21 protein-coding genes are annotated in these 23,790 nt (G+C 32.8%); 15 read left to right on the top strand and 6 right to left on the bottom strand.

The genetic code is table 11. The annotated features are described in order from the left end of the window. The first annotated feature begins 7 nt into the window (after positions 1-7). The 8 genes from BC961_RS07060 (at position 8) to BC961_RS07025 (ending at position 10,276) form a co-directional block, all read left to right on the top strand. Positions 8-1,159 carry an efflux RND transporter periplasmic adaptor subunit gene (locus BC961_RS07060; RefSeq protein WP_121925172.1) on the top strand — a complete coding sequence of 384 codons (1,152 nt, stop codon included), beginning with the start codon at positions 8-10 and terminating at the stop codon, positions 1,157-1,159. A gap of 8 nt (positions 1,160-1,167) precedes the next feature. Then, positions 1,168-4,338: an efflux RND transporter permease subunit gene (locus BC961_RS07055; RefSeq protein ID WP_121925171.1), complete on the top strand. Its 3,171-nt coding sequence runs from the start codon at positions 1,168-1,170 to the stop codon at positions 4,336-4,338. Next, positions 4,328-5,728: an efflux transporter outer membrane subunit gene (locus tag BC961_RS07050; RefSeq protein ID WP_121925665.1), complete on the top strand. Its 1,401-nt coding sequence runs from the start codon at positions 4,328-4,330 to the stop codon at positions 5,726-5,728. Before BC961_RS07055 ends, BC961_RS07050 begins: the two co-directional genes overlap by 11 nt. 289 nt (positions 5,729-6,017) lie before the next feature. Further along, positions 6,018-7,571 (top strand): T9SS response regulator signal transducer PorX, encoded by a 1,554-nt coding sequence (porX, locus tag BC961_RS07045; protein ID WP_121925170.1) that lies wholly within the window; start codon positions 6,018-6,020, stop codon positions 7,569-7,571. A gap of 103 nt (positions 7,572-7,674) precedes the next feature. Then, positions 7,675-8,082 (top strand): tRNA (adenosine(37)-N6)-threonylcarbamoyltransferase complex ATPase subunit type 1 TsaE, encoded by a 408-nt coding sequence (gene tsaE / locus BC961_RS07040; protein ID WP_121925169.1) that lies wholly within the window; start codon positions 7,675-7,677, stop codon positions 8,080-8,082. Between the two features lie 8 nt (positions 8,083-8,090). Next, positions 8,091-8,564, top strand: a complete 474-nt coding sequence (locus tag BC961_RS07035) for a GNAT family N-acetyltransferase (protein WP_121925168.1) — start codon at positions 8,091-8,093, stop codon at positions 8,562-8,564. A 93-nt stretch (positions 8,565-8,657) separates the two neighbouring features. Beyond that, positions 8,658-9,857 carry an alanine dehydrogenase gene (locus BC961_RS07030; RefSeq protein WP_170151296.1) on the top strand — a complete coding sequence of 400 codons (1,200 nt, stop codon included), beginning with the start codon at positions 8,658-8,660 and terminating at the stop codon, positions 9,855-9,857. 35 nt (positions 9,858-9,892) lie between these two features. Continuing rightward, the gene (locus tag BC961_RS07025; protein WP_121925167.1) at positions 9,893-10,276 is read left to right on the top strand and encodes a DUF4258 domain-containing protein; all 384 of its coding nucleotides are present in this window, start codon (positions 9,893-9,895) and stop codon (positions 10,274-10,276) included. 177 nt (positions 10,277-10,453) lie between these two features. Here the strand turns inward: BC961_RS07025 and ung are convergent, their stop codons facing one another. Next, positions 10,454-11,134 carry a uracil-DNA glycosylase gene (ung, locus tag BC961_RS07020; protein ID WP_121925166.1) on the bottom strand — a complete coding sequence of 227 codons (681 nt, stop codon included), beginning with the start codon at positions 11,132-11,134 and terminating at the stop codon, positions 10,454-10,456. Positions 11,135-11,301: 167 nt separating this feature from the next. Between ung and BC961_RS07015 the strand changes: the two genes are divergently transcribed. The 4 genes from BC961_RS07015 to BC961_RS14905 all read left to right on the top strand — a co-directional run bounded on the left by BC961_RS07015 (position 11,302) and on the right by BC961_RS14905 (position 14,853). Beyond that, positions 11,302-13,467 carry an endonuclease MutS2 gene (locus tag BC961_RS07015; protein ID WP_121925165.1) on the top strand — a complete coding sequence of 722 codons (2,166 nt, stop codon included), beginning with the start codon at positions 11,302-11,304 and terminating at the stop codon, positions 13,465-13,467. A 241-nt stretch (positions 13,468-13,708) separates the two neighbouring features. Then, the gene (locus BC961_RS14935) at positions 13,709-13,864 is read left to right on the top strand and encodes a GIY-YIG nuclease family protein (protein ID WP_317126961.1); all 156 of its coding nucleotides are present in this window, start codon (positions 13,709-13,711) and stop codon (positions 13,862-13,864) included. 370 nt (positions 13,865-14,234) lie between these two features. After that, positions 14,235-14,651, top strand: a complete 417-nt coding sequence (locus tag BC961_RS07005; protein ID WP_121925164.1) for a thiol-disulfide oxidoreductase DCC family protein — start codon at positions 14,235-14,237, stop codon at positions 14,649-14,651. Positions 14,652-14,727: 76 nt separating this feature from the next. Then, entirely contained in the window at positions 14,728-14,853 is a 126-nt protein-coding gene (locus BC961_RS14905) for a hypothetical protein (protein ID WP_262706557.1), read from the top strand. Between the two features lie 66 nt (positions 14,854-14,919). On the opposite strand, the gene ettA is transcribed toward BC961_RS14905, so the two are convergent. The 3 genes from ettA to holA form a co-directional block, all read right to left on the bottom strand. Further along, positions 14,920-16,614 carry an energy-dependent translational throttle protein EttA gene (gene ettA / locus BC961_RS07000; protein WP_121925163.1) on the bottom strand — a complete coding sequence of 565 codons (1,695 nt, stop codon included), beginning with the start codon at positions 16,612-16,614 and terminating at the stop codon, positions 14,920-14,922. Positions 16,615-16,687: 73 nt separating this feature from the next. Continuing rightward, positions 16,688-16,870: a CAL67264 family membrane protein gene (locus tag BC961_RS06995; RefSeq protein WP_121925162.1), complete on the bottom strand. Its 183-nt coding sequence runs from the start codon at positions 16,868-16,870 to the stop codon at positions 16,688-16,690. Positions 16,871-16,946: 76 nt separating this feature from the next. Beyond that, a complete protein-coding gene (holA, locus tag BC961_RS06990) occupies positions 16,947-17,951 on the bottom strand; it encodes a DNA polymerase III subunit delta (RefSeq protein WP_121925161.1) in 1,005 nt (334 codons plus the stop codon). A 92-nt stretch (positions 17,952-18,043) separates the two neighbouring features. Here holA and BC961_RS06985 point away from each other — a divergent pair, with 92 nt between their 5' ends. From BC961_RS06985 to BC961_RS06975, 3 genes are read left to right on the top strand one after another with little or no spacing between them, the layout of a single operon-like run. After that, positions 18,044-18,493: a type I restriction enzyme HsdR N-terminal domain-containing protein gene (locus BC961_RS06985; protein WP_121925160.1), complete on the top strand. Its 450-nt coding sequence runs from the start codon at positions 18,044-18,046 to the stop codon at positions 18,491-18,493. 12 nt (positions 18,494-18,505) lie between these two features. Next, a complete protein-coding gene (locus BC961_RS06980; protein ID WP_121925159.1) occupies positions 18,506-19,507 on the top strand; it encodes a glycosyltransferase family 2 protein in 1,002 nt (333 codons plus the stop codon). 55 nt (positions 19,508-19,562) lie between these two features. Further along, entirely contained in the window at positions 19,563-20,396 is an 834-nt protein-coding gene (locus tag BC961_RS06975; RefSeq protein ID WP_121925158.1) for an OmpA/MotB family protein, read from the top strand. A 295-nt stretch (positions 20,397-20,691) separates the two neighbouring features. On the opposite strand, the gene BC961_RS06970 is transcribed toward BC961_RS06975, so the two are convergent. Both BC961_RS06970 and BC961_RS06965 read right to left on the bottom strand, forming a co-directional pair. Then, positions 20,692-21,312: an L-threonylcarbamoyladenylate synthase gene (locus BC961_RS06970; RefSeq protein ID WP_121925157.1), complete on the bottom strand. Its 621-nt coding sequence runs from the start codon at positions 21,310-21,312 to the stop codon at positions 20,692-20,694. A gap of 42 nt (positions 21,313-21,354) precedes the next feature. Beyond that, entirely contained in the window at positions 21,355-23,688 is a 2,334-nt protein-coding gene (locus tag BC961_RS06965; RefSeq protein ID WP_121925156.1) for an ATP-dependent helicase, read from the bottom strand. Positions 23,689-23,790 lie beyond the last annotated feature (102 nt).

Raw genomic sequence — 23,790 nt, 5'->3', positions numbered from 1 at the left:
CATAGAAATGAAAAAAAATTCAATATTTGCTCTATTTGCCTTGCTAATCATAGCTTCTTGTGGTAAAAAAGAAGAACAACAAATGCCTGCTCCTACTGCAGCTCCTTTTCCTGTTCAAACAGTAACCTTGCAAGATGCAGTGGTTTATCATGAGTACACAGCAAACCTAGAAGGTCAGCAAAATGTAGAAATTCGTCCTAAAGTAAATGGGTTTATTCAAAAAATTTATGTTGATGAAGGTCAAGTTGTTCGCAAAGGACAAATACTATTCAAACTTGAAACGCAAACTTTAAATCAAGATGCATCAGCCGCAAAAGCAATGATCCAAGCTGCTCAGGTGGAAGTAGATCGATTGAAACCTTTAGTAGATCGAAAAATTATAAGTAATGTTCAGCTGGAAACTGCAAAAGCAAAGTTGGCTCAAGCCAAAAGTGCCTATGGTAGTATTGCTTCAAATATTGGTTTTGGAACAATCGTTTCTCCTGTGAATGGAGTTATAGGAAGTTTACCTTTCCGTGAAGGAAGCTTAGTGAATTCTGTAAGTGAAATGCCTTTAACAACAGTTTCAGACACTAAAATAGTTCGTGCTTATTTTTCTATGAATGAAAAACAATTACTTTTTTTCAACAAGACTTTTAAAGGAGGTTCAACTGCTGAAAAATTGAAATCAGTTCCTGAAGTTTCTCTATTATTAGTTGATGATTCAGAATATGATCAAAAAGGAAAAGTAGTTACAATGAACGGCTTAGTGAATCCTACAACAGGAACAACACAATTTAGAGCTGAGTTCAAAAACCCAGAAGGTATTTTAAGAAGCGGAAGCAGCGGAATTATTCGCATGCCTATTCTACAAAAGGATGTGATGTTAGTTCCTCAAAATGCAGTTTTTGAAGTACAAGGAAAACAGATGATTTTTGTGGTGGGCGAAGGTAATAAAGTACAATCAAAAATTATTGTTACAAATGGAAGTTCTGATTTAAACTTTATTGTTACTGAAGGACTTTCTGAAGGCGATGTTGTTGTAGTTGAAGGTGCTTCCAAGTTGAAAAATGACACTGAGATTGTTCCGCAGCAAAAAAAAGAAACTAATTCAACAGAAACTGCTGCTCCAATAGCTAAAGACTCACTAAAAATAAACGCTACTCCAGCTAAAAAATAATACTCAAAATGTTAAAAACTTTTATAGAAAGACCAGTCCTATCGACGGTAATTTCCATCTTAATTACCATTTTAGGTGTTTTAGGATTGATGTCGCTACCGGTCGAACAGTATCCAGAAATAGCACCACCAACGGTTCAAGTTAGTGCAAGTTATACCGGTGCAAATGCTGAAACAGTACTTAATAGTGTTGTTATTCCGCTAGAAGAAGAAATTAATGGTGTTGAAGGAATGACTTACATGACTTCCTCTGCAGCTAATGATGGTTCTGCTAAAATATCCGTTTACTTTGAATTAGGTGTAGATCCAGATATTGCTGCAGTAAACGTTCAAAATAGAGTTGCTCGTGCCACCAGCAAATTACCTCAAGCGGTTGTTCAAACTGGAGTTACAACTGTAAAAAGTCAAACGAGTGCTTTGATGTTTTTTGCTTTGTATTCGAATAACGATGACTTTGATGAAACGTATATTCAGAATTATGCGAAAATAAATTTAGTACCAAAATTACAACGTGTAAAAGGTGTTGGACAAGTTAATGTTTTTGGAGCTAAGGATTATTCGATGAGAATTTGGATCGATCCTGCAAAAATGGCTTCGTATAATGTTTCACCAAAAGAAATCCAAGCAGCGCTACAAGAGCAAAACGTAGAAGCAGCTCCAGGAAAATTTGGAGAAAATGCTGATGGAGTTTACGAATATGTTATTAAATATAAGGGACGACTATCTGAAATTTCAGATTACGAAAATATTGTAATTCGTTCGACAGGAAATGGAAATTTTCTTCATTTGAAAGATGTTGCCACTGTTGAATTAGGAGGTTTCAATTATGGAACTAAGAATATAGCAATGGGTAAACAGGGAGTTGCTGTTGGTGTTTTCCAAACTTCAGGCTCTAATGCACAAGATATTATTACTGAAGTAATGACCATCTTAGATGAGACAAAACCAGATTTCCCTAAAGGAGTTGATTATGTAATTCCGCTAAATACTAAAACGTTCCTTGATGCGTCAATCGATAAAGTATTAACGACTTTACTAGAAGCATTTATACTGGTTTTTATTGTAGTTTATATCTTCTTACAAGATTTTAGATCTACACTAATCCCGGCTATTGCGGTTCCTGTAGCAATTATTGGAACATTTTTCTTCCTGCAATTGTTTGGATTCTCAATAAATATGTTAACTTTATTTGCCATGATTCTTGCAATTGGAATTGTCGTCGATGATGCCATTGTCGTCGTCGAAGCAGTACACGCTAAGCTAGATGAAGGTGCTACGTCAGGAAAAGAAGCTACAATTTCAGCGATGAGCGAAATTACTGGTGCGATTATTTCCATCACATTAGTTATGGCCGCTGTATTTATCCCAGTTTCATTCTTGAATGGTCCGTCTGGCGTATTTTATCAGCAGTTTGCGATAACTTTAGCAATTGCGATTTTAATTTCTGCAGTAAACGCATTGACTTTGAGTCCTGCCTTATGTGCTTTATTTCTAAAACCACATAAAGATTCAGATCATCACGATGCCAATTTTAAAGATCGTTTTTTCATCGCTTTCAATTCTAGCTTTGATAGAATGAACAATAAATACGTGAAGTCTTTAGGCTTTTTAGCTAAAAAAAGATGGATTACAGTTGTCGGATTAATTGTATTTTCAGGAATTACATTCTTATTGTTTCAAACTACACCTTCTGGATTTATTCCAAATGAAGATCGTGGTATAATCATGGCCGATTTGACGCTTCCTCCAGGAACAACATTGGAGAAAACACAGATTGTAGTTAAGGAGTTAGACACTATTTTAGGCTCAATGGATATTATTGAATCTCGAATGAGTGTGGTCGGTTTTAGTTTGTTGAATAGTGTAAATGGTGGTTCGTACGCCTTTACAATTATTAAATTGAAAGATTGGAAAGATAGAAAAGGAGACAATCAATCTGTTGATGCAGTTGTAAAAGAGTTGTTTGGCAAAACAGCACATTTTAAAGATGCGCGAGCATTGTTTTTTACACCTCCAAGTGTACAAGGTTTTGGTTCAGCTGATGGTTTCGAATTAAAAATTCAAGATAAAGGGGATGATGATTGGGCTACAGTCAGCAAAGTCAGTAATGAGTTTCTAGGCGAATTAATGAAAAGACCTGAAATTCAATATGCACAAACTAACTTTAATGCGTCGTTTCCACAGTTTGAAATGGACATTAATGTAGAAAGAGCTAAAGATGCAGGAGTATCAGTTTCGGATATTTTTAATACGATGCAAGGATATTACGGCGGATTGTACACTACTGATTTTAATAAATTTGGTAAACAATATCGTGTAATGATTCAGGCAAAACCTTCTGATAGAGCGACAGAAGCTTCTATAAATAACATTTATGTGAAAAATGCTGCAGGTCAACAAGTAGCAATTAGTCAATTTATAAGTTTAAAAAGAATCTACGGTCCAGAAGCAGTTGCTCGTTTTAATATGTTAAAAGCAGTTAACGTGAATGGTAAAGCAAATCCTGGATTTAGTTCTGGTGATGCCATCAAAGCGATTCAAGAAGTAGCGGAACAACATCTACCTAAAACATATAGCTATGAATTCTCTGGAATGACTAGAGAAGAAATTTTAGCGGGAAGCCAAGCTATTTGGGTTTTCTTATTGAGTTTAATCTTTGTGTATTTCTTGTTGAGTGCACAGTATGAGAGTTATTTAGTGCCACTATCTGTTTTACTATCATTACCTGTAGGTATTGCTGGAGCCATTGGTTTCGTGAAATTAGCAGGATTAGAAAACAATATTTATTTCCAAGTCGCCTTGATAATGCTGATAGGATTACTAGCGAAAAATGCGATTCTGATAGTCGAATTTGCAATACAACGACGCCGACAAGGTATGGATTTAACACAAGCCGCAATTGAAGGTGCTAAAGCACGTTTACGTCCCATTTTAATGACTTCGTTAGCATTTATATTTGGATTGTTGCCTCTAGCTTTTGCTTCAGGTGTTGGTGCAGTTGGTAACCGTTCAATTGGTATGGGAGCCGTTGGAGGAATGTTAGTAGGAACAATTTTAGGAGTTTTTGTAATTCCAATTCTATTCATCATATTCCAGAGCATGCAAGAAAAAATTTCAGGAAAACCTGTAATTACTACTGAATCTGATGTTATACTTTTAAATGAAGAAAATGAAAAATAAGTTCCATAAAATAGGGCTGCTTGTTCTTACAGCTACCGTGATGCAATCTTGTTTTGTTGCTAAAGAGTACAGCCGACCAGATTTAAAAACAGAAAATTTATATAGAAATCAAGTAGTTTCAAATGATACTTTATCCTTAGCCAATGTGGCTTGGGATAAGGTTTTTACTGACCCGCTTTTACAAGGTTATATTAAGAAAGGCCTAGAAAACAACTTAGATGTTAAAATTGCGATGCAAAATATTGTCGCAGCAGAAGCAATGATGAAGCAAGGAAAAGCAGGTTACATCCCTACTCTTTCGGCTGGAGCAGACTGGACACATCAAGAACTTTCTAAAAACAGTCAATTTGGTTCGCTATCACAAAGTAGAAGCACGGATCAATATCAGTTAACAGGAAATCTTTCTTGGGAAGCCGATATCTGGGGAAAAATAAGAAGCAATAAACGCGCTGCAAACGCAAGCTATTTCCAAACTACAGCAGTGCAACAAGCAGTTAAAACTCAGGTAATTGCTACAATAGCGGCAACTTATTATCAATTGCTTTCAGTGGATGCACAAATAAAGTTAGCAGAAAAAACGTTAGTAAATCGTGACAAAAGTATTGAGACAATCATAGCTTTGAAAGATGCTGGTAATGTTACTGAAGTTGGTGTTAAGCAAACTGAAGCTCAAAAATATGCAACTGAAATAATTATAGCTGATTTAAAAAATAGCATTATAATTCTTGAAAATTCATTGAGTATTTTAATGGGCGAAAGTTCTACAAAAATGGAGCGTAGCACATTCGAAAAGCAAACTATGCAACCAGAAATTACTGTTGGAGTTCCCGCTACTTTACTGAGAAATAGACCAGATGTGATTGCTGCAGAATACAATTTGATTTCTAATTTCGAACAAACCAATGTTGCTAAAAGTAATTTTTATCCAACATTCAAAGTTACTTCTTCAGGTGGACTGCAAAGTATTGATTTAAAAGAATGGTTTAGCGCTAATTCACTTTTTGCAAATGTAATAACGGGTTTGACACAACCTATTTTCAATCAAAGGCAAATCAAAACTAAGTTTGAAATTGCAAAGGCAAATCAAGAAAAAGCTTATATCCAATTTGAGCAATCATTACTAACAGCAGGAAAAGAAGTTTCGGATGCGCTAGCTAATTACAACAATGAGACGTACAAACTTACGGTGAGAGAGAAACAAGTTAATGCGTTAAATAAAGCAACCGAATATTCAGATGAATTGTTAACGTATGGCTTAGCAAATTATTTAGAAGTATTAACTGTTAAAGACAATGCTTTGAATGCGGAACTTAATTTAATTGACAACAAATATCAACAGTATAAAGCAGTGATTCAATTATATCGCGCATTAGGCGGTGGTTGGCAATAGAACAACTTAGTTCATTAATTATTAATTCTAATTTCTCAAAACCACTACTTATTTATTAGGTAGTGGTTTTTTGCTTTACTCAATTTTCGATCTTAACACTTATTGTAATCCAAAACTTAAACATTTTATAATTATGTTTTAATGGTTAAACTCCAATTTAGGTCGAAAAGTTTAAGATAACCACCAACTGACTTGGTAAAAAATTATAATAATATTAGCAGATACAAGCTACAAAAAAATGTAATTTGGCACTTTGATTTTGTACAATACAATACTTGCAATACAAATTATGGATAAAATAAAAATACTTTGGGTAGATGATGAAATCGACCTTTTGAAACCACATATACTATTTCTTGAGAAAAAAAATTACGAAGTAACTACTTGTAATAACGGTCTCGATGCTATTACAATTTTCGAAGAAAATAACTTTGATGTTGTTTTTCTGGATGAAAATATGCCCGGAATTAGCGGACTTGAAACACTAATGGAAATGAAGGAAAAAAAATCTTCAGTTCCTATGATTATGATCACTAAGAGTGAGGAAGAATATATAATGGAGGAAGCGATTGGTTCTAAAATCGCTGATTATCTTATTAAACCTGTGAATCCAAATCAGATTTTACTGAGTTTAAAGAAAAATTTAGATCACTCTCGATTGATTTCTCAAAAAACAACTTTAGATTATCAGAAAGAATTTCGAAAAATTACTATGGAAATGGCACAAGTCAACTCCTATGAAGATTGGGTCGAAATGTATAAAAAACTTATCTTTTGGGAATTAGAGTTGGAGAATATCGATGACCAAGGAATGATTGAAATTCTGGAATCTCAAAAAGCAGAAGCTAATTCTCAATTTGGAAAATTTATTGAGCGTAATTATGAAGATTGGTTTGCACCAAAAGCGGATAAACCTGTTCAATCACATACATTATTCAAAGAGTTAGTACTACCAGAACTAAAGAAAAAAGATAAGCCAATCTTGTTTGTAGTAATTGATAATCTTCGCTACGACCAGTGGAAAGCATTTGAAAGCGTTGTGGGAAATTACTATAAATTAGAGAAAGAAGTTGCATATTATTCTATTTTACCTACCGCTACACAATATGCAAGAAACGCAATATTTTCTGGCTTAATGCCAATTGAGATGGAGAAACAGTTTCCGCAGTATTGGAAAAATGATCCTGAAGAAGGTGGAAAAAATTTGTACGAAGCTGAATTTTTAACAGCGCAATTAAAAAGAATAGGATTGAATATCAAGGAAGACTACTTCAAAATAACCAACCTTGCGGGTGGAAAAAAATTAGTTGAAGGATTCAAATCTTTAAAGAATAATGATTTAGTTACAGTTGTCTATAATTTTGTAGACATGCTTTCTCACGCTAAAACAGAAATGGACGTAGTAAAAGAACTTGCTTCAGATGATAAAGCGTACAGGTCACTAACTTTGAGTTGGTTTAAAAACTCCCCTCTGTTAGAAATAATTCAACAAGCTCAAAAAATGGGATTCAAATTAATTTTAACAACCGACCACGGTACGATTAATGTAAAAAATCCTTCAAAAGTAATAGGAGATAAAAACACCAGCTTAAATTTACGTTATAAAACTGGACGAAGTTTAACTTATGAAAATAAGGATGTGTATGCTGTTAAGGAACCAAAAAACATTGGTTTACCAGCGATTAACATGAGTAGTTCATATATTTTTGCGAAAAATGATTTGTTTTTAGCTTACGTAAATAATTATAATCACTATGTCAGTTACTACAAAAATACCTATCAACACGGAGGAATTTCTCTAGAAGAAATGATAATTCCATGTTTAATATTTAGTCCGAAATAACCTTTAAATATAAATCTCGTAATAATAATGCACTATCTCAATAGTACTTATTTTACGAGATTTACTTTATTTTTACAATCTGAATAAGCCAACTAAAACGATCATGGAAATCAACTTTTCATTAGAGCAAATAGAGCAAGTTGCTCAAAAAATAATAGCAGAAAATCCAAATAAAGTAATTCTTTTTCATGGAGAAATGGGCGTTGGAAAAACAACACTTATTAAGCAATTATGTAAATATTTAGGAGTTCAAGGTGCTACAAACAGCCCAACCTTTTCTTTAGTTAATGAATATAAAGCAGCTGACAATCAAATCGTTTACCATTTTGATTTTTATAGATTAAACAAGGAAACCGAAGCGCTAGATATGGGAATCGATGATTATTTATATTCTGGAAATTGGTGTTTTGTTGAATGGGCTGAAAAGATCCCTAATTTAATTCCGGAGGCACATTCAGTCATTACAATTTCTTTGCTTCCTGATGGAAAACGAGAATTAATATTAAGTTAGAACAAAAAATGAGTCTAGAAAACACTTTAGAAATAATCCCTTTTACAACAGATCTAAAAGATCATATCAAAATATTAAATTTCGAATGGCTTATAAAATATTTTAAAGTGGAACCAAAGGATCAACTTGTACTTTCAAATCCACAAGGGGAAATTATTGATAAAGGAGGATTTATATTTTATGCCAGATATAATGGTGAAATTATTGGAACCGTTTCTCTTCTGAAAATAGATGATTCAACTTTTGAATTAAGCAAAATGGCAGTAACCAGCAAAATTCAGGGATTGGGAATTGGAAAGAAATTAATTGATCATTGCTTATCTTTCGCTAAGGAAAATAAGATTGAAAAATTAATTTTGTACTCTAATAGAAAGCTGCTTACAGCCTTACATTTATATCGTAAATTTGGATTTGAAGAAATCGAATTAGAAACTGGAAATTATGAAAGAGCAGATATAAAAATGGAACGAATTATTGTTTAAAATTTCTGCTTATCTTTATCTCATTAAACACTAAACTATTGTACTTTTTCTATTAAAAATTTGATAGTAATCGGACTTTTAAAATAACAACCAATGCCAATTACCAACACACCTTTCACAAAGCAGCAGCTTTTACCTCAAGAAGAAAAACTTGAAGTGGGAAGACAGAAAAGCGAACTTTTTATTGGTATACCAAAAGAAAATAGTCATCAAGAGCGACGTATTTGTCTTACTCCTGACGCTGTGAATTCATTGACATTTCACGGTCATCGAGTGATGATTGAAACTGGTGCTGGCGAGAGTTCAAGTTATACTGATAAAGAATATTCGGATGCTGGTGCTGAAGTAACTTGTGATACTAAAAAAGTTTTTGGTTGTCCAATGATTTTAAAGGTCGAACCTGCAACCACTGCAGAGATAGAAATGATGAATCCTAAAACAATTCTAATTTCTGCGATCCAGATTAAAACACGTAAAAAATGCTATTTTGAGGCATTGTCCAAAAAGAAAATAACCGCACTCGCTTTTGAATATATTAAGGATGAAGATGGCTCCTATCCAGCGGTGAAGTCATTGAGTGAAATTGCTGGAACTGCTTCGGTACTTATCGCGGCCGAATTAATGATTACAAACGAGTTTGGAAAAGGATTATTATTTGGGAATATTACTGGCGTACCTCCTACTGATGTCGTTATTCTAGGAGCAGGAACTGTGGGAGAATTTGCTGCAAAAACAGCTATAGGATTAGGTGCGACGGTAAAAGTTTTTGATAATTCAATTACTAAGTTACGTCGATTACAAAATAATTTGAACCAGCGAATATTCACTTCAACCATTCAACCAAAAGCTTTGCTAAAAGCATTAAGACGATGTGATGTAGCCATTGGAGCGATGCGAGGAATTGAACGCTGTCCAGTAATTGTTACAGAAACAATGGTCGAACACATGAAAAAAGGTGCAGTAATCGTTGATGTAAGTATTGATACTGGCGGTTGTTTTGAAACTTCAGAAGTTACTACGCATGAGAAACCCACATTTATTAAAAGTAATGTATTGCATTATTGTGTTCCTAATATTCCGTCTAGATATTCAAAAACGGCTTCACTTTCCATAAGTAATATTATTTCTCCATATCTGTTACAAATTGCGGACGATGGCGGTATTGAAACGGCCATTCGTTTTGATACAGGATTAAAAAATGGAGTATATATGTACCACGGAATTCTCACCAGCAGTGCCATTGGAGATTGGTTTAATTTGCCTAACAACGACATCAATTTAATTGTTTTTTAAGGAAACTTTCTTCTACCTTTGCACAAAAATTAATCATGAAATTTATACATCGTTTCGCTTATTATTTAGTGGGTTTGGTAATGGGAGTGTTTTTTGTCTCTTTGGTTTTTAGCGGTAAAGACACCCGTTGTAATTATTTTCCTAATGCTAGAGTTTTAAATGATTTAAGAAACAAACCTTTTCATTATTCTGAAAAAGCATCTCAAATATTAGCTGAATCATGGATTGATACTTCAGATGTTAAAAACACTTTACAATTTGGAGACGTAGTTTTTGATAAAAGTAATGTTGTTGTTAAAAAAGGAAAGCTTTACGTAATTGAAGGTAAAACTTTAAAAAATCAAGAAATCATTTTACAAGTAATTAACTACGAAAATAGAGCGGTTTTAGACGATATAATAAAAGTAAAAAAAGAGTAAAATATAGGTTTGTTCATTGATTTGAGCGTGCCACCATAAAACAAGAAGGGCTCATTACATTACTGTGATGAGCCCTTCTTCTTTTATGCTGTCGGGCTTTCCGCGCTACTTCGGTAGCTAGCTTCAATCCCTCACGCAAACTAAAATGAAATACAGTCCTAGATTTTAAAAGTAAATTTATTCACCAGTAATCCATTCTATAGGTGCAATACCTTTACTTTTTAAGTAATCATTAGTTTTACTAAAATGTTTATTTCCAAACCATTTTCCTTGATTCGCACTCATTGGCGAAGGATGTCCTGATTCTAAAACTAAATGTTTACTACGATCAATTTTGAGACCTTTTTTTTGTGCAAAAGCGCCCCAAAGTAAAAAGACAATATTTTCTCTGTCGTTTGAAATTTTTTGAATTACAGCATCGGTAAAAAGATTCCATTTTAAATGTTTGTGACTATTTGGTGTGTCTTCTCTTACTGTCAATGAAGCGTTCAAAAGTAAAACTCCTTGTTTAGCCCATTTTTCTAGATTTCCAGAAGTTGGTAAAAAAATAGTTCCTATATCATCATTTAATTCCCGATAAATATTTCGTAGTGAAGGAGGAATTCTCACGCCATCATTAACTGAAAATGATAAACCGTTGGCTTCTCCACGACCATGATATGGATCTTGGCCAATTATTACTACTTTTAAATCGTTGAGACTGCAATAATTAAAAGCTGAAAAAATTAGATCTTTCGGAGGATGACAAATTTGCTCATTGTATTCTCGATCAACTATTTCTAATAATTCTTCAAAATAGGGCTTTTGGATTTCCTCTGATAAAATATTTTGCCAATCCGCATTAAGATTAATTTTCATCTCTAATATTTAATTTTCAAAGATACATAGTGTAATTGTAGTTGCATAAAATTCTTCATTAAAAACGTAATAAAAGCGAAAGTAAACAATCTTTAATTCTTTGTGAATGACTGTTAAATAGTCTTAACTATTAACTATTTTTGTACTGAAAAGAACCAGAGCCATAAATGATATCCATCACCGAAAAAACATTACAAGATTTACAATTTCCAACCGTTTTAGAGACGATTTCGGAAATTTGTAATACTGATATAGGAAAACAAAAAGCATTAGAAATAACTCCTTTTAAAGATAAGGAAACGTTGATGAAAGCATTAATGCAAACATCAGAGTATGTCTCGTCTTTCCAAAATAATAATGCAATTCCAAACCATGGTTTTGACGCGATCACGCACGAAATTAGATTTCTTGCAATAGAAGATAGCTTACTAGAGGTTGGAAGTTTTCGCAAAATTGCTACTATATCCTCCTCTGTAAACTTTTTACTTACCTATTTTAAAAAGTTTGATGACTATTATCCTAATTTAAATTCGAGAGCTCTAGCAGTCGAATTTACAAAGGATATTATTGCAATGGTAGACGAAATTGTAGATAAATACGGAGAAATTAAAGATAATGCTTCTCCAGACTTACTAAATACTCGTAGAAATATGAATACAGTAAGAGGAAAAGTGAATCAAAGTTTTGGAACTGCTTTAACGCAATACAATGCTTTAGGTTATTTAGATGATATCAAAGAAAGTTTCGTTCAGAATCGTAGAGTTTTAGCGGTATTGTCTATGTATCGTCGCAAAGTGAAAGGATCAATATTAGGAAGTTCAAAAACAGGAAGTATAGCTTATATTGAGCCTGAAGCAACTTTAAATTATTCGAGAGAACTGAGCAACTTAGAATACGAAGAAAAGGAAGAAATTAATAGAATTTTAAAACAGCTTACCAATCAAATTAGACCTTTTTTACCTTTATTAATTCAATATCAAGATTTCTTAAGTGACATTGATGTGATTGCTGCTAAAGCCAAGTATGCTAATCGAATTAACGGTATCATGCCAGCCATTACTGAAAATAGAAGGCTATATTTTAGAGATGCCTTCCATCCTATTTTGTATTTGAATAACAAACAAAAAAATGAAATTACGCATCCTCAAACTATTGAGTTAGCGCAAGAAAATAGAATAATAGTTATTTCTGGACCTAACGCTGGTGGAAAAACAATATCCTTAAAAACTGTTGGTCTACTGCAATTAATGCTGCAATCTGGAATGCTAATTCCAGTTCACGAAAGAAGTGAAACTTTCTTATTTGATCGTATATTAACGGATATTGGAGACAATCAATCTATTGAAAATCATTTGAGTACTTATAGTTACCGATTAAAAAACATGAATTACTTTCTCAAGAAATGTAATAGAAAAACTATGTTTTTGATTGATGAATTCGGTACGGGTTCAGATCCGGAATTAGGTGGCGCATTAGCGGAGATTTTCTTAGAAGAATTTTATCATAGAGAAGCTTTCGGAATTATCACAACACATTATTCCAACTTAAAGATTCTTGCAAATGAATTGCCGTTTGCGACGAATGCCAATATGCTTTTTGATGAGAAATCATTAGAACCAATGTATAAACTAGCTTTGGGACAAGCAGGAAGTTCCTTTACTTTTGAAGTAGCACTCAAAAATGGAATACCGTACGGACTAATCAATAGAGCTAAAAAGAAGATTGAAGTTGGAAAAGTACGGTTTGATAAGACTATCGCTACGCTTCAAAAAGAGCGCTCGAAGATGGAAAAAACTTCACAAACACTAAAAGAGGAAGAAACGAAAGCGCGTGAAGAAGGACGCAAAATGGAAAATATAAATGTCAAGATAAAGCAGAAATTAGAAAGCTATCAAGAACTATATGATAGTAATCAGAAGACAATTTATATTGGACAAAAAATTGAAGATATTTCACAGAAGTATTTCAACAATAAAAATAAAAAAGATCTAATAGCTGAATTTTTGAAAATTATCGAAATAGAAAATTCTAAGCGTATAAAAGCAACTCCTAAAGAAGCGAAAGCAATTGTCGCTAAGAAAAAAGAAATTATTGAGGAAGTAACAGTTCATGTCGAAGAGATCAGAAAAGAGAAGAAAGAAAAGAAACTAAAACCTGTAATTGAAAAAATTAAACATATTTTGAAAGTTGGTGATAGAGTTCGCATGCTTGACGGAAAAGCTGTAGGAACTATAGAAAACATTGAAAAAAACAAAGCTAATGTGAATTATGGTGTTTTTATGTCTAAAGTAAGTTTAGAAGACTTAGAATTAGTTGAAGCTGTGAAGAAGTAATATAAGCTCTTGACAGAATTGGCTTTTTTACTTTTTATTCAGTCATTACGATAAACTTCGCAATCACAATTAAATAAACTTTTAATAATAGAGTTAAATAAATTTAAATACAGTTGGTTACGCAAGTCATTGCGAGGAACGACGCAACCACACTAAAAATAACCGAGTTGAGTAATGAAAGTGATCAACTTAATAAGATTACTTCGTTCCTCGTAATGACAGTATTAATAAAATAAAAACTATGAAACCAGGATTTATTTATATAATCACTAATAAATACCAAACTGTAGTTTATACTGGAGTAACTTCCAATCTTCCGCAACGAATTTTGGAGCACAAAGAAAAAAGATATTCCAATTCATTTTCGGCGCGTTATAATCTTAATATATTAGTTTAGTATGAACAATTTCAATGGATTGGTGATGCAATTACAAGAGAAAAACAGATTAAAGCTGGTTCGAGAGAAAGTAAAAATAATTTGATTCGCTCATTGAATCCCACATGGAAAGATTTATTTGAGGATATTAAATCCATAATGACTGAATAAAGTCATTGCGAGGAACGAGGCATTAGCATCAGGATAAAAGTATGCTGGACATAATATTATCTAATAACACTAGTCATTGCGAGGAACGACGCAACCACACTAAAATTAACCGAGTTGAGTAATGAAAGTGATCAACTTAATTGGATTACTTCGTTCCTCGTAATGACAATAAAACTTGCTGAATTATTAAAATTACTTCATCTCTTGCAATCACTATAAAATGGAAAAACTACCTAACGATAAAAAAATAATACTCTTTGATGGCGTTTGTAATCTTTGTGATTCTGCGGTTCAGTTTATAATCAAACACGATAAAAAAGATATTTTTAGATTTGCATCACTACAATCAGATTTAGGGAAAGAAATTACGACATACCTTGGAGTAAGCAGTGAGAAATTGGATAGTATAATTTTATATCAGCCTGGTTTTGCTTACTACCATAAATCACAAGCTGTTTTTGAAATTGCAAAAGATCTCGGAGGAATTTTCTCGTTATCTCAAATTTTTTCAATCTTGCCTTCTTCCTTTACGAATTTTATATATGATTACATCGCTAAAAATCGTTATAAGTGGTATGGAAAAAAAGATGCCTGCATGCTCCCTTCAACTCATTTAAAGGCGAAATTTTTGGAATAAAAATAATTATGATAAATATCATACCTTTTATATTGCAAGAAGTATATATTTGACGAATCTTAAAATTTAATAAAACATGAAAGACACAACACTTTTTACAATGGATAACGGGACATTTATAATGGTTGTCGTATTTGGTTTGGTAATAGTAGGACTAGTTGCCGCCGTTTTTATTATGATGAATTCAGATAAAAAGAAATAAATAACAGCAAAAAAAAGAGGATGGCCTTTCGGACATCCTCTTGCTGTTAGAAAATTTGAAAGCGATTTAGCTTCTAATTAACTTTCTGTATTTCAATCTTTTCGGAGTTAAATCACCACCTAGACGTTTTTTTTTGTTCTCTTCATATTCAGAGAATCCACCTTCAAAACAATATACTTCAGAGTTTCCCTCAAAAGCTAAAATATGAGTACATATTCTATCTAGGAACCATCTATCGTGCGATATTACTACTGCACAACCAGCAAAACTTTCTAAACCTTCTTCTAGTGCACGAAGTGTATTAATATCTAAATCATTTGTAGGCTCATCCAGTAATAAAACGTTTCCTTCTTCTTTTAATGTCATCGCAAGGTGTAAACGGTTGCGTTCTCCACCAGAAAGAGCAGAAACCTTTTTATTTTGCTCTCCTCCTCCAAAGTTAAAACGAGATAAATAAGCTCTTGAATTCACTTGTTTTCCACCCATCATAATTAATTCTTGACCATCAGAAAAGTTTTCCCAAATAGATTTGTCAGGATTAATATTAGAGTGTGCTTGATCCACATAAGCGATTTTAACAGTATCACCAATCATAAATTCACCAGAATCTGGTTTTTCTTCACCCATTATCATTTTGAAAATAGTTGATTTACCAGCACCGTTTGGTCCAATAATCCCAACAATTCCCGCTTGTGGCAAAGTGAAATTTAAATTATCATATAATAATTTATCACCAAAACCTTTAGCAACATTTTTAGCTTCAATTACATTTGTTCCTAAACGCGGACCATTTGGAATATAAATTTCTAAATTTTCGTCCAATTGCTTTTGGTCTTCATTCAATAATTTATCATAGTTCTGTAAACGTGCTTTTTGTTTTGTTTGACGACCTTTAGCTCCTTGTCGAACCCAGTCCAACTCACGTTCTAAGTTTTTTCTACGTTTAGAAGCTGTTTTTTCTTCTAATGCCATTCTACTAGACTTTTGGTCCAACCATGAACTATAATTTCCTTTCCAAGGAATACCTTCACCTCTGTCCAATTCTAAAATCCATCCTGCAACATTATCTAGAAAGTATCTATCGTGCGTAACAGCAATCACTGTTCCAGCATACTGTGCTAAATGTTGTTCTAACCAAAGAACACTTTCTGCATCCAAGTGATTCGTAGGCTCATCTAGAAGCAATACATCAGGTTGTTGCAATAACAAACGACATAAAGCAACACGACGGCGCTCTCCACCAGATAAATTTTTAATTGGAGTATCACCTTCTGGAGTACGCAATGCATCCATGGCAATTTCTAATTTTGTGTCAATTTCCCAAGCACCTAATGCATCAATTTTATCTTGTAAAAGCGCTTGACGATCCATCAATTGCTCCATTTTATCTGCATTCTCATATACTTCTGGTAAACCAAAACTATCATTGATTTTGTTAAATTCATCAAGAACGGCCATCGTTTCAGCAACTCCTTCTTTAACAATTTCAATTACTGTTTTAGTATCATCAAGAATTGGCTCTTGTTCTAAGTAACCCACAGTATAACCTGGTGCAAAAACAACATCTCCTTGATAGTTTTTATCTACACCTGCAATAATTTTTAATAAAGAAGATTTTCCGGAACCATTTAAACCTAAAATACCAATTTTAGCTCCGTAAAAGAAACTCAAGTAGATATTTTTAAGTACAGGTTTATCTGCTCCTTGATAGGTTTTACTCAATTTTGACATTGAGAAGATAACTTTTTTATCGTCTGCCATAATTCTTGTTTAAAGTGTTTATTGTTTATTTTTTAAAGTTACTCTATATATTCAATAGGAACAATGATTACCACTAAAGTCTGCCTTTAAGTGAACTAAATACCCATGCATTAGCTAAAAAGCCAAGACCTACTGCTGCAAATCCCCATCCTGAAACATCGCTATATCTAAAAGCTCCTAGTCCTATAAGTAGTAACCCCATAAGAATCATGATTAAGGTCGCCCAACCTAAAATGGTATTTTTATTCATTCCCATAGTTGTGATGTTTTAATTTTTATTTCTTATTTCGAAGTTTCGAAACGGATTTGCAAATATCGGTATTTTTTATGCTTTAATTAAATATTTTATAAAGCATTTCCTTTAATAAATCTGATTGTGATATTGCATTTGAACCAACACCTTTGCTTCTAACGTCTATATCTCTCAAAGCACCCACAATCTGGCTTACTTTTTTCATTGGGTAATTTTTCAAAGCCAAATCATATTCTTTTAAAAAGTATGGATTTACTCCTATTACGGCCGCAACATTTTTAGGATTACGATCTTTCAAGCCATGATATTTTAATAATTGGATAAAAAAACCAAAAACTAAACTTGTAGTAACTACCATTGGATTATCCTTTGGATTCTGAGCAAAGTTTTCAGCAATAGTATATGCTTTTAATTGATTACGTTCACCAAGTGCTTTTCGTAATTCAAATACATTAAAATCTTTACTAAAACCTATATTTTCTTCAATGTCTTTTGGACTAATGGTTGTTCCAACAGGAAGTATTATTTGTAACTTTTCAAGTTCATTGTTGATTTTACTCAAATCCGTTCCCAAGAATTCGACAAGCATTGCAGTAGCTTTTGGTTCAATTGCGTATTTCTTCCCAGCTAAAACACGCTTTATCCAGTCTCCAACTTGGTTTTCATACAATTTCTTGCTTTCGAAAACGACACCGTTTTTAGCTATTAATTTAGTTACTTTCTTACGTTTGTCAAAAGCTTTGTATTTGTAGCAAATTACTAAAACGGTAGTTGGCATTGGGTTTTCAGCATACGCTTCTAATTTTTCAATAGTCCTAGCTAAATCCTGAGCTTCCTTTACAATTACAACTTGGCGTTCTGCCATCATTGGATATCGTTTTGCAGTAGAAATAATATCTTCGATTGTAACATCTCTGCCATAAAGAACAGTTTGGTTAAAGCCTTTTTCTTCCTCCGTTAATACTTTTTGCTCAATATAATCAGATAGCTTATCTATATAATAGGTTTCCTCACCCATTAAAAAATAGATGGGCTTTATATAACCATTTTTAATATCATTAACTATTTTTAAAACTTCATCCATTTTTTTATCCTTCAGATTCTGAGTTTCTTAGCAACAAAACGTAACTATCTATTACGTTTCAATCTTTAAATCTTATTTTATACTTTTGCTCTATGCAGCAATTGAATTTTTCAACATATAAATTTCGATTCAAAAATAGCGAAAATAAAGTGTCTATTTTTGATGAAATCAGGAAAAAATTTATCATTCTCACTCCAGAAGAATGGGTAAGACAGCACGTTGTTCAATTTTTATTGGAAGAAAAAAAATATCCAAAATCTTTAATTAATGTAGAGAAAGTTTTAAAAGTCAATGGATTACGAAAAAGATATGATGTTGTAGTGTTTAACTCAGATGGTTCAATTTTTATATTAATCGAATGTAAAGCGCCTGCAATTACAATTGCTCAAGCTACTTTTGATCAGATCGCTAGATATAATATGACTATGAATGCCCAATTTTTGATGGTAACTAATGGTTTGAATCATTACTTTTGCCAAATGGATTTTGAAAATGAGAAATACCAGTTTCTTACTGAATTACCAATGTATCAAAACCAATAATTAAATTTTAAAATGGAAATAGCTGTTGTTATATTAAACTGGAATGGAATGTTATTGTTGGAAAAATTTCTTCCATCCATCGTTGAATATTCTACTGAAGCTACAGTTTACGTTGTTGATAATGCATCAACTGATGATTCTGTTTCTTTTTTAGAAGTTTTTTATCCATCGGTTAAAATTATTAAAAACGATAGTAATCTTGGTTTTGCAAGTGGATACAATGAATCGCTTAAATATATTAAAGCGGATATATATGCTTTAGTAAATTCTGATATAGAGGTAACTAAAAATTGGTTACAACCTATACTTTCGACATTTGAAAAAGAACCTAAAACTGCTATTATTCAACCTAAAATTTTAGATTTTAAACAAAAGCAGTATTTTGAATATGCGGGAGCTGCTGGCGGATATATAGATCAGTATGGATATCCTTACTGCCGCGGAAGGATTTTTGAAACTTTAGAAAAAGACAACGGACAGCACAATGATAACTGTGAAATATTTTGGGCCTCTGGAGCTTGCTTCTTCATTAGAAGTCAAGTTTATCATGATTTAAACGGTTTTGACGGCGAATTCTTTGCTCATCAAGAAGAGATTGATTTATGCTGGAGAGCTCGTAATAAAAGATTTATAATAAAATATAATTCGCAATCGGTTGTTTATCACGTTGGCGGGGCGACTTTACAACAAGGTCACCCAATGAAAACATTTTTGAATTTTAGGAATTCATTATTGATGTTGACTAAAAATCTTCCAAAGTCAAAACTGTATAAAATTCTTTTGGTTCGAATGCTCTTAGATGCAGTTGCTGGAATACAATTTTTAGTGAAAGGAAAGCCAACTCACTTATGGGCAATATTAAAAGCCCATTGGTCTTTTTATGGCTTTTTTAAGGTTTATTATGGAAAAAGAACTGAATTTCAACAACAGCAATACTATAACGTAAAAAGTATCGTTTACTCCTATTACATCAGGAAAGTTATCGTATTTAACGATTTATTTAGAATTAAATAGAATTAAAAAAAGTAACTTTGCTTTTAACACTATAATCAAAAAATTTAAACAATTTATGAAAAAAATCGTAATCGCCTTATCGGTAATGGCTCTTTTAACTTCTTGTGTTTCCAAAAAGAAATATACAGACTTAGAAGCTAGAAATAAAGAAACTCAAGATTTACTAAATACTGCTACGGTAAAATTAAATTCTTGTTTAGAGGAAAAAGCGGGTCTTATGGCTAGAGTTGATGGTTTGAAAGAACACAATCAAACACTAATCACTACATCTAAAGATATGACAATTTTGACTACTAAAGGTGCTCAAAGTATTGAAAAAGCTTTAGAATCTATTAAAGAAAAAGATTTAAAAATTAGTAGAATGCAAGATGCATTAACTAAGAAAGATAGTGTGACGCTTGCTTTAGTAACAAGTTTAAAAAGTTCAGTAGGAATATCTGATCCAGATATCGAAATAAATGTTGAAAAAGGAGTTGTTTTTATCTCTATTGCAGACAAATTATTGTTTAAAACAGGAAGCTATGATGTTACTGATAAAGCTAAAGGTGTTTTAGCTAAAGTTGCAAAAGTAGTTAATGACAAACCAGACTTTGAGTGTATGGTTGAAGGTCATACTGATAATGTTCCACTTAACGGTTCAGGTGTATTGTTAGACAACTGGGATTTAAGTGTTAAACGTTCTACTTCAATTATCCGTGTTTTAACAAACCAATTAGGAGTTAAACCAGAGCAATTGATTGCTGCAGGAAGAAGTTCATACATTCCTTTAGTTGCAAATGATTCTGCTGAAAACAGAGCACGTAACAGAAGAACTCGTATTGTTGTATTGCCAAAAATTGATCAATTCTACGAAATGATTGAAAAAGAAATGAAAAAGCAAAAACAATAATTAATCCTAGATTAATTTAAATAACAAAACGCCTCAATTTGAGGCGTTTTTTTTATGACCAATTTTTAAAACTGATCCAAAAAATATGTTTACATCTTAGTTACGGTTTTATATAAAAAAAGGCAGATCAAAATGATCTGCCTTTACCTATCCTCAATTCTTCTTTAACAACCAATTAAATATAATTAAGAATAAGATATTGTAATTATTTTTAACTAACTAAGTTTAAATTATTAGTAAACATACTAAATTCTAATATAAATTTGCAATAATCTTGCCAATTTTTTAAATTTACTTATAAAATATCTAAACTACCTTTTCCTTCTCTAACAATAATTGGCTCATCGCCAGATAAATCAACAATTGTAGAACCTACATTATCTCCATAACCACCGTCAATAACTAAGTCTACAAGATTTTGCCACTTCTCAAAAATAAGTTCTGGATCTGTAGTATATTCAATTACGTCATCATCATCTCTAATTGAAGTAGATACAATTGGATTTCCTAAAACCTTTACAATCTCTAACGCAATAGAATTATTAGGAACTCTGATACCTACAGTAGTTTTCTTTTTGAATTCCTTTGGTAAATTATTATTCCCAGGTAAAATAAAAGTGTAAGGACCCGGCAAAGCTCTCTTCAATATTTTGAATGTCGACGTATCAATTTGCCTCACGTAATCTGAAATATTACTTAAATCGTGACAAATAAATGAAAAATTAGCTTTTTCAAGCTTAATACCTTTAATCTTTGCAATTCTTTCTAGAGCTTTAGTATTAGTAATATCGCATCCCAATCCGTAAACTGTATCCGTAGGATAGATTATTAGTCCACCGTCTCTCAAAACCTTTACTACTTTGGCTATAGCCGCTTCGTTAGGTTTGTTCTCATATATTTTTATAAATTCTGCCATTTTTCTCTTTTTTTCTAATTATCAAATTTAAGCAATTTGATTTTAACCTATAATATCCAGTTTTGCAAAGCGAAGTAAGAGTTTCTTAATTCCACCAACTTCAAATTTAATTTCTGCTTTCTTGTCTGCTCCTACGCCTTCTAGATTCACCACTTGTCCTTTGCCAAAACGCTCGTGCATTACAATATTTCCTGCCGTTAATTTATTGTCAAATAAATTAGCGCTTCCTGAAGATGCATTAGTAGCAACTGGTTTTAGTCTTCGAACATTAATATCCGGTTTAGAATCATTACTAGATGTAGGTTGCGGCGGAGTCCCGCCTACTGGTTTAGCTAAGCGCAGTTTAGATTTATCAACATCTCCAAAAATATCACTATCAATCATTGGCTTGTAGCGGTAATTATTTTCAGGCGGCGATAAATATTCTAAATATTGACTATCAATCTCTTCGATAAATCGAGATGGCTCACTATCTGTCAATTTTCCCCAACGATAACGCGACTGTGCATAAGTCAAATATGCTTGATGTTCTGCTCGAGTTAGAGCCACATAAAATAAGCGACGTTCTTCCTCCAGTTCACTTCTGGTGCTCATACTCATTGCACTAGGAAACAAGTCCTCTTCCATTCCTACGACAAAAACGTGCGGAAATTCAAGACCTTTAGCTAAGTGAATTGTCATTAAAGCAACGCGATCTTCATCACTGGTGTCTTTATCTAAATCTGTTGCTAAGGCCACATCTTCCATAAATTCAGACAAAGCTCCTCTCGCTCCGTCAACTTCTTTCTGACCATCCGTGAAATCCTTTATTCCATTTAAAAGTTCTTCAATATTCTGAATTTTGCCCATTCCTTCTGGAGTAGCATCTTTCTTTAATTCTTGAAGTAATCCTGTTTTTTTAGCTACGTGATCCGTTACATAGAATGCATCTTGGTTTTCATTTATTGCTTGGAAACTTTGAATCATCGTAACAAAATCTAATAATTTTTGTTTCGTTCCTGAATTCAGTTTTAAATCAATACGTTCTATATTTTGCATCACTTCAAACATCGAGCGCTTGTAATGATTTGCTGCAATAGTCAATTTTTCGATTGTTGTATTACCAATTCCACGAGCAGGATAATTGATCACTCGCATCAACGCCTCTTCATCTTTTGGATTTATAACCAGTCGTAGATAGCATAAAACATCCTTTACTTCTTTTCTTTGGTAGAATGAAAGTCCTCCGTAAATTCGATATGGAATATCTCTTTTTCTCAAAGCATCTTCCATCGCACGTGATTGTGCATTGGTACGATACAAAATAGCAAAAGCACCATTATGTAATTGATTCTGCATTTTTTGCTCCCAAATAGTACTAGCAACAAATCGTCCTTCTTCGTTATCTGTTAAACTGCGGTGCACTTTTATTTTGGCTCCAAAATCATTTGCGGTCCAAACGACTTTATCTAATTTAACTTTATTCTTATCAATAATAGTATTAGCTGCTTCAACTATGTTTTTAGTAGAGCGATAATTCTGTTCTAATCGATATGTTTTTACTCCCTCGTAATCTTTTTGAAAATTCAGAATATTATTAATATTCGCTCCGCGGAACGCGTAAATACTTTGTGCATCATCTCCTACCACGCAAATATTTTGAAATTTATCTGATAAAGCGCGAACAATTAAATATTGTGAGTGATTCGTATCTTGGTACTCATCCACTAAAATGTATCTAAAGCGGTTTTGGTATTTTGCAAGAACCTCAGGAAAACGTGTTAGAAGTTCATTGGTCTTTAGTAATAAATCATCAAAATCCATCGCTCCAGATTTAAAACAGCGATCTACATAATTTTGATAAATTTCTCCCATACGTGGCTTTTTGGACATCGCATCTGCTTCTTGCAAATCTGGGTCATTAAAATATGCTTTAACCGTAATTAAGCTATTTTTAAAATTTGAAATTCGGCTTAAAACTTGTTTAGGTTTATATACATCTCTATCCAACTGCATTTCCTTAATAATTCCAGAAATGGCACGTAATGAATCTTGAGAATCATAAATTGTAAAATTAGAGGGATAACCCAAATGTTCCGCTTCTGATCTTAAAATTCGAGCAAAAACAGAGTGAAATGTTCCCATCCAAAGATTTTTAGCTTCACCAACACCAACAATATCAGAGATACGCTTTTTCATTTCGCGTGCCGCCTTATTGGTAAAAGTCAAAGATAAAATACTAAAAGCATCAACTCCTTGATGCATTAGATAAGCAATTCTAATAGTCAACACACGAGTTTTACCAGAACCTGCTCCTGCAATAATTATCATAGGACCCTCTTTTTGTAGAACGGGTTCACGTTGCGCTTCGTTTAGCTGATCAATATATTTATGCATGTGAAATTTTAAATTTTGTTATACAAAAATAGCAATTTAGATCGAGGTTTTCAGTATCAAAAAAGAACAATGAATAATTGATTTCGTTATAAATTTTGGCTG

Origin of the sequence: Flavobacterium weaverense, assembly GCF_003688495.1 — a bacterium.
In the GTDB taxonomy this organism is placed as follows: Bacteria; Bacteroidota; Bacteroidia; order Flavobacteriales; family Flavobacteriaceae; genus Flavobacterium; species Flavobacterium weaverense.
Note: the sequence above shows the minus strand (reverse complement) of the source record. Positions and strands in the feature narration are given on the sequence as shown.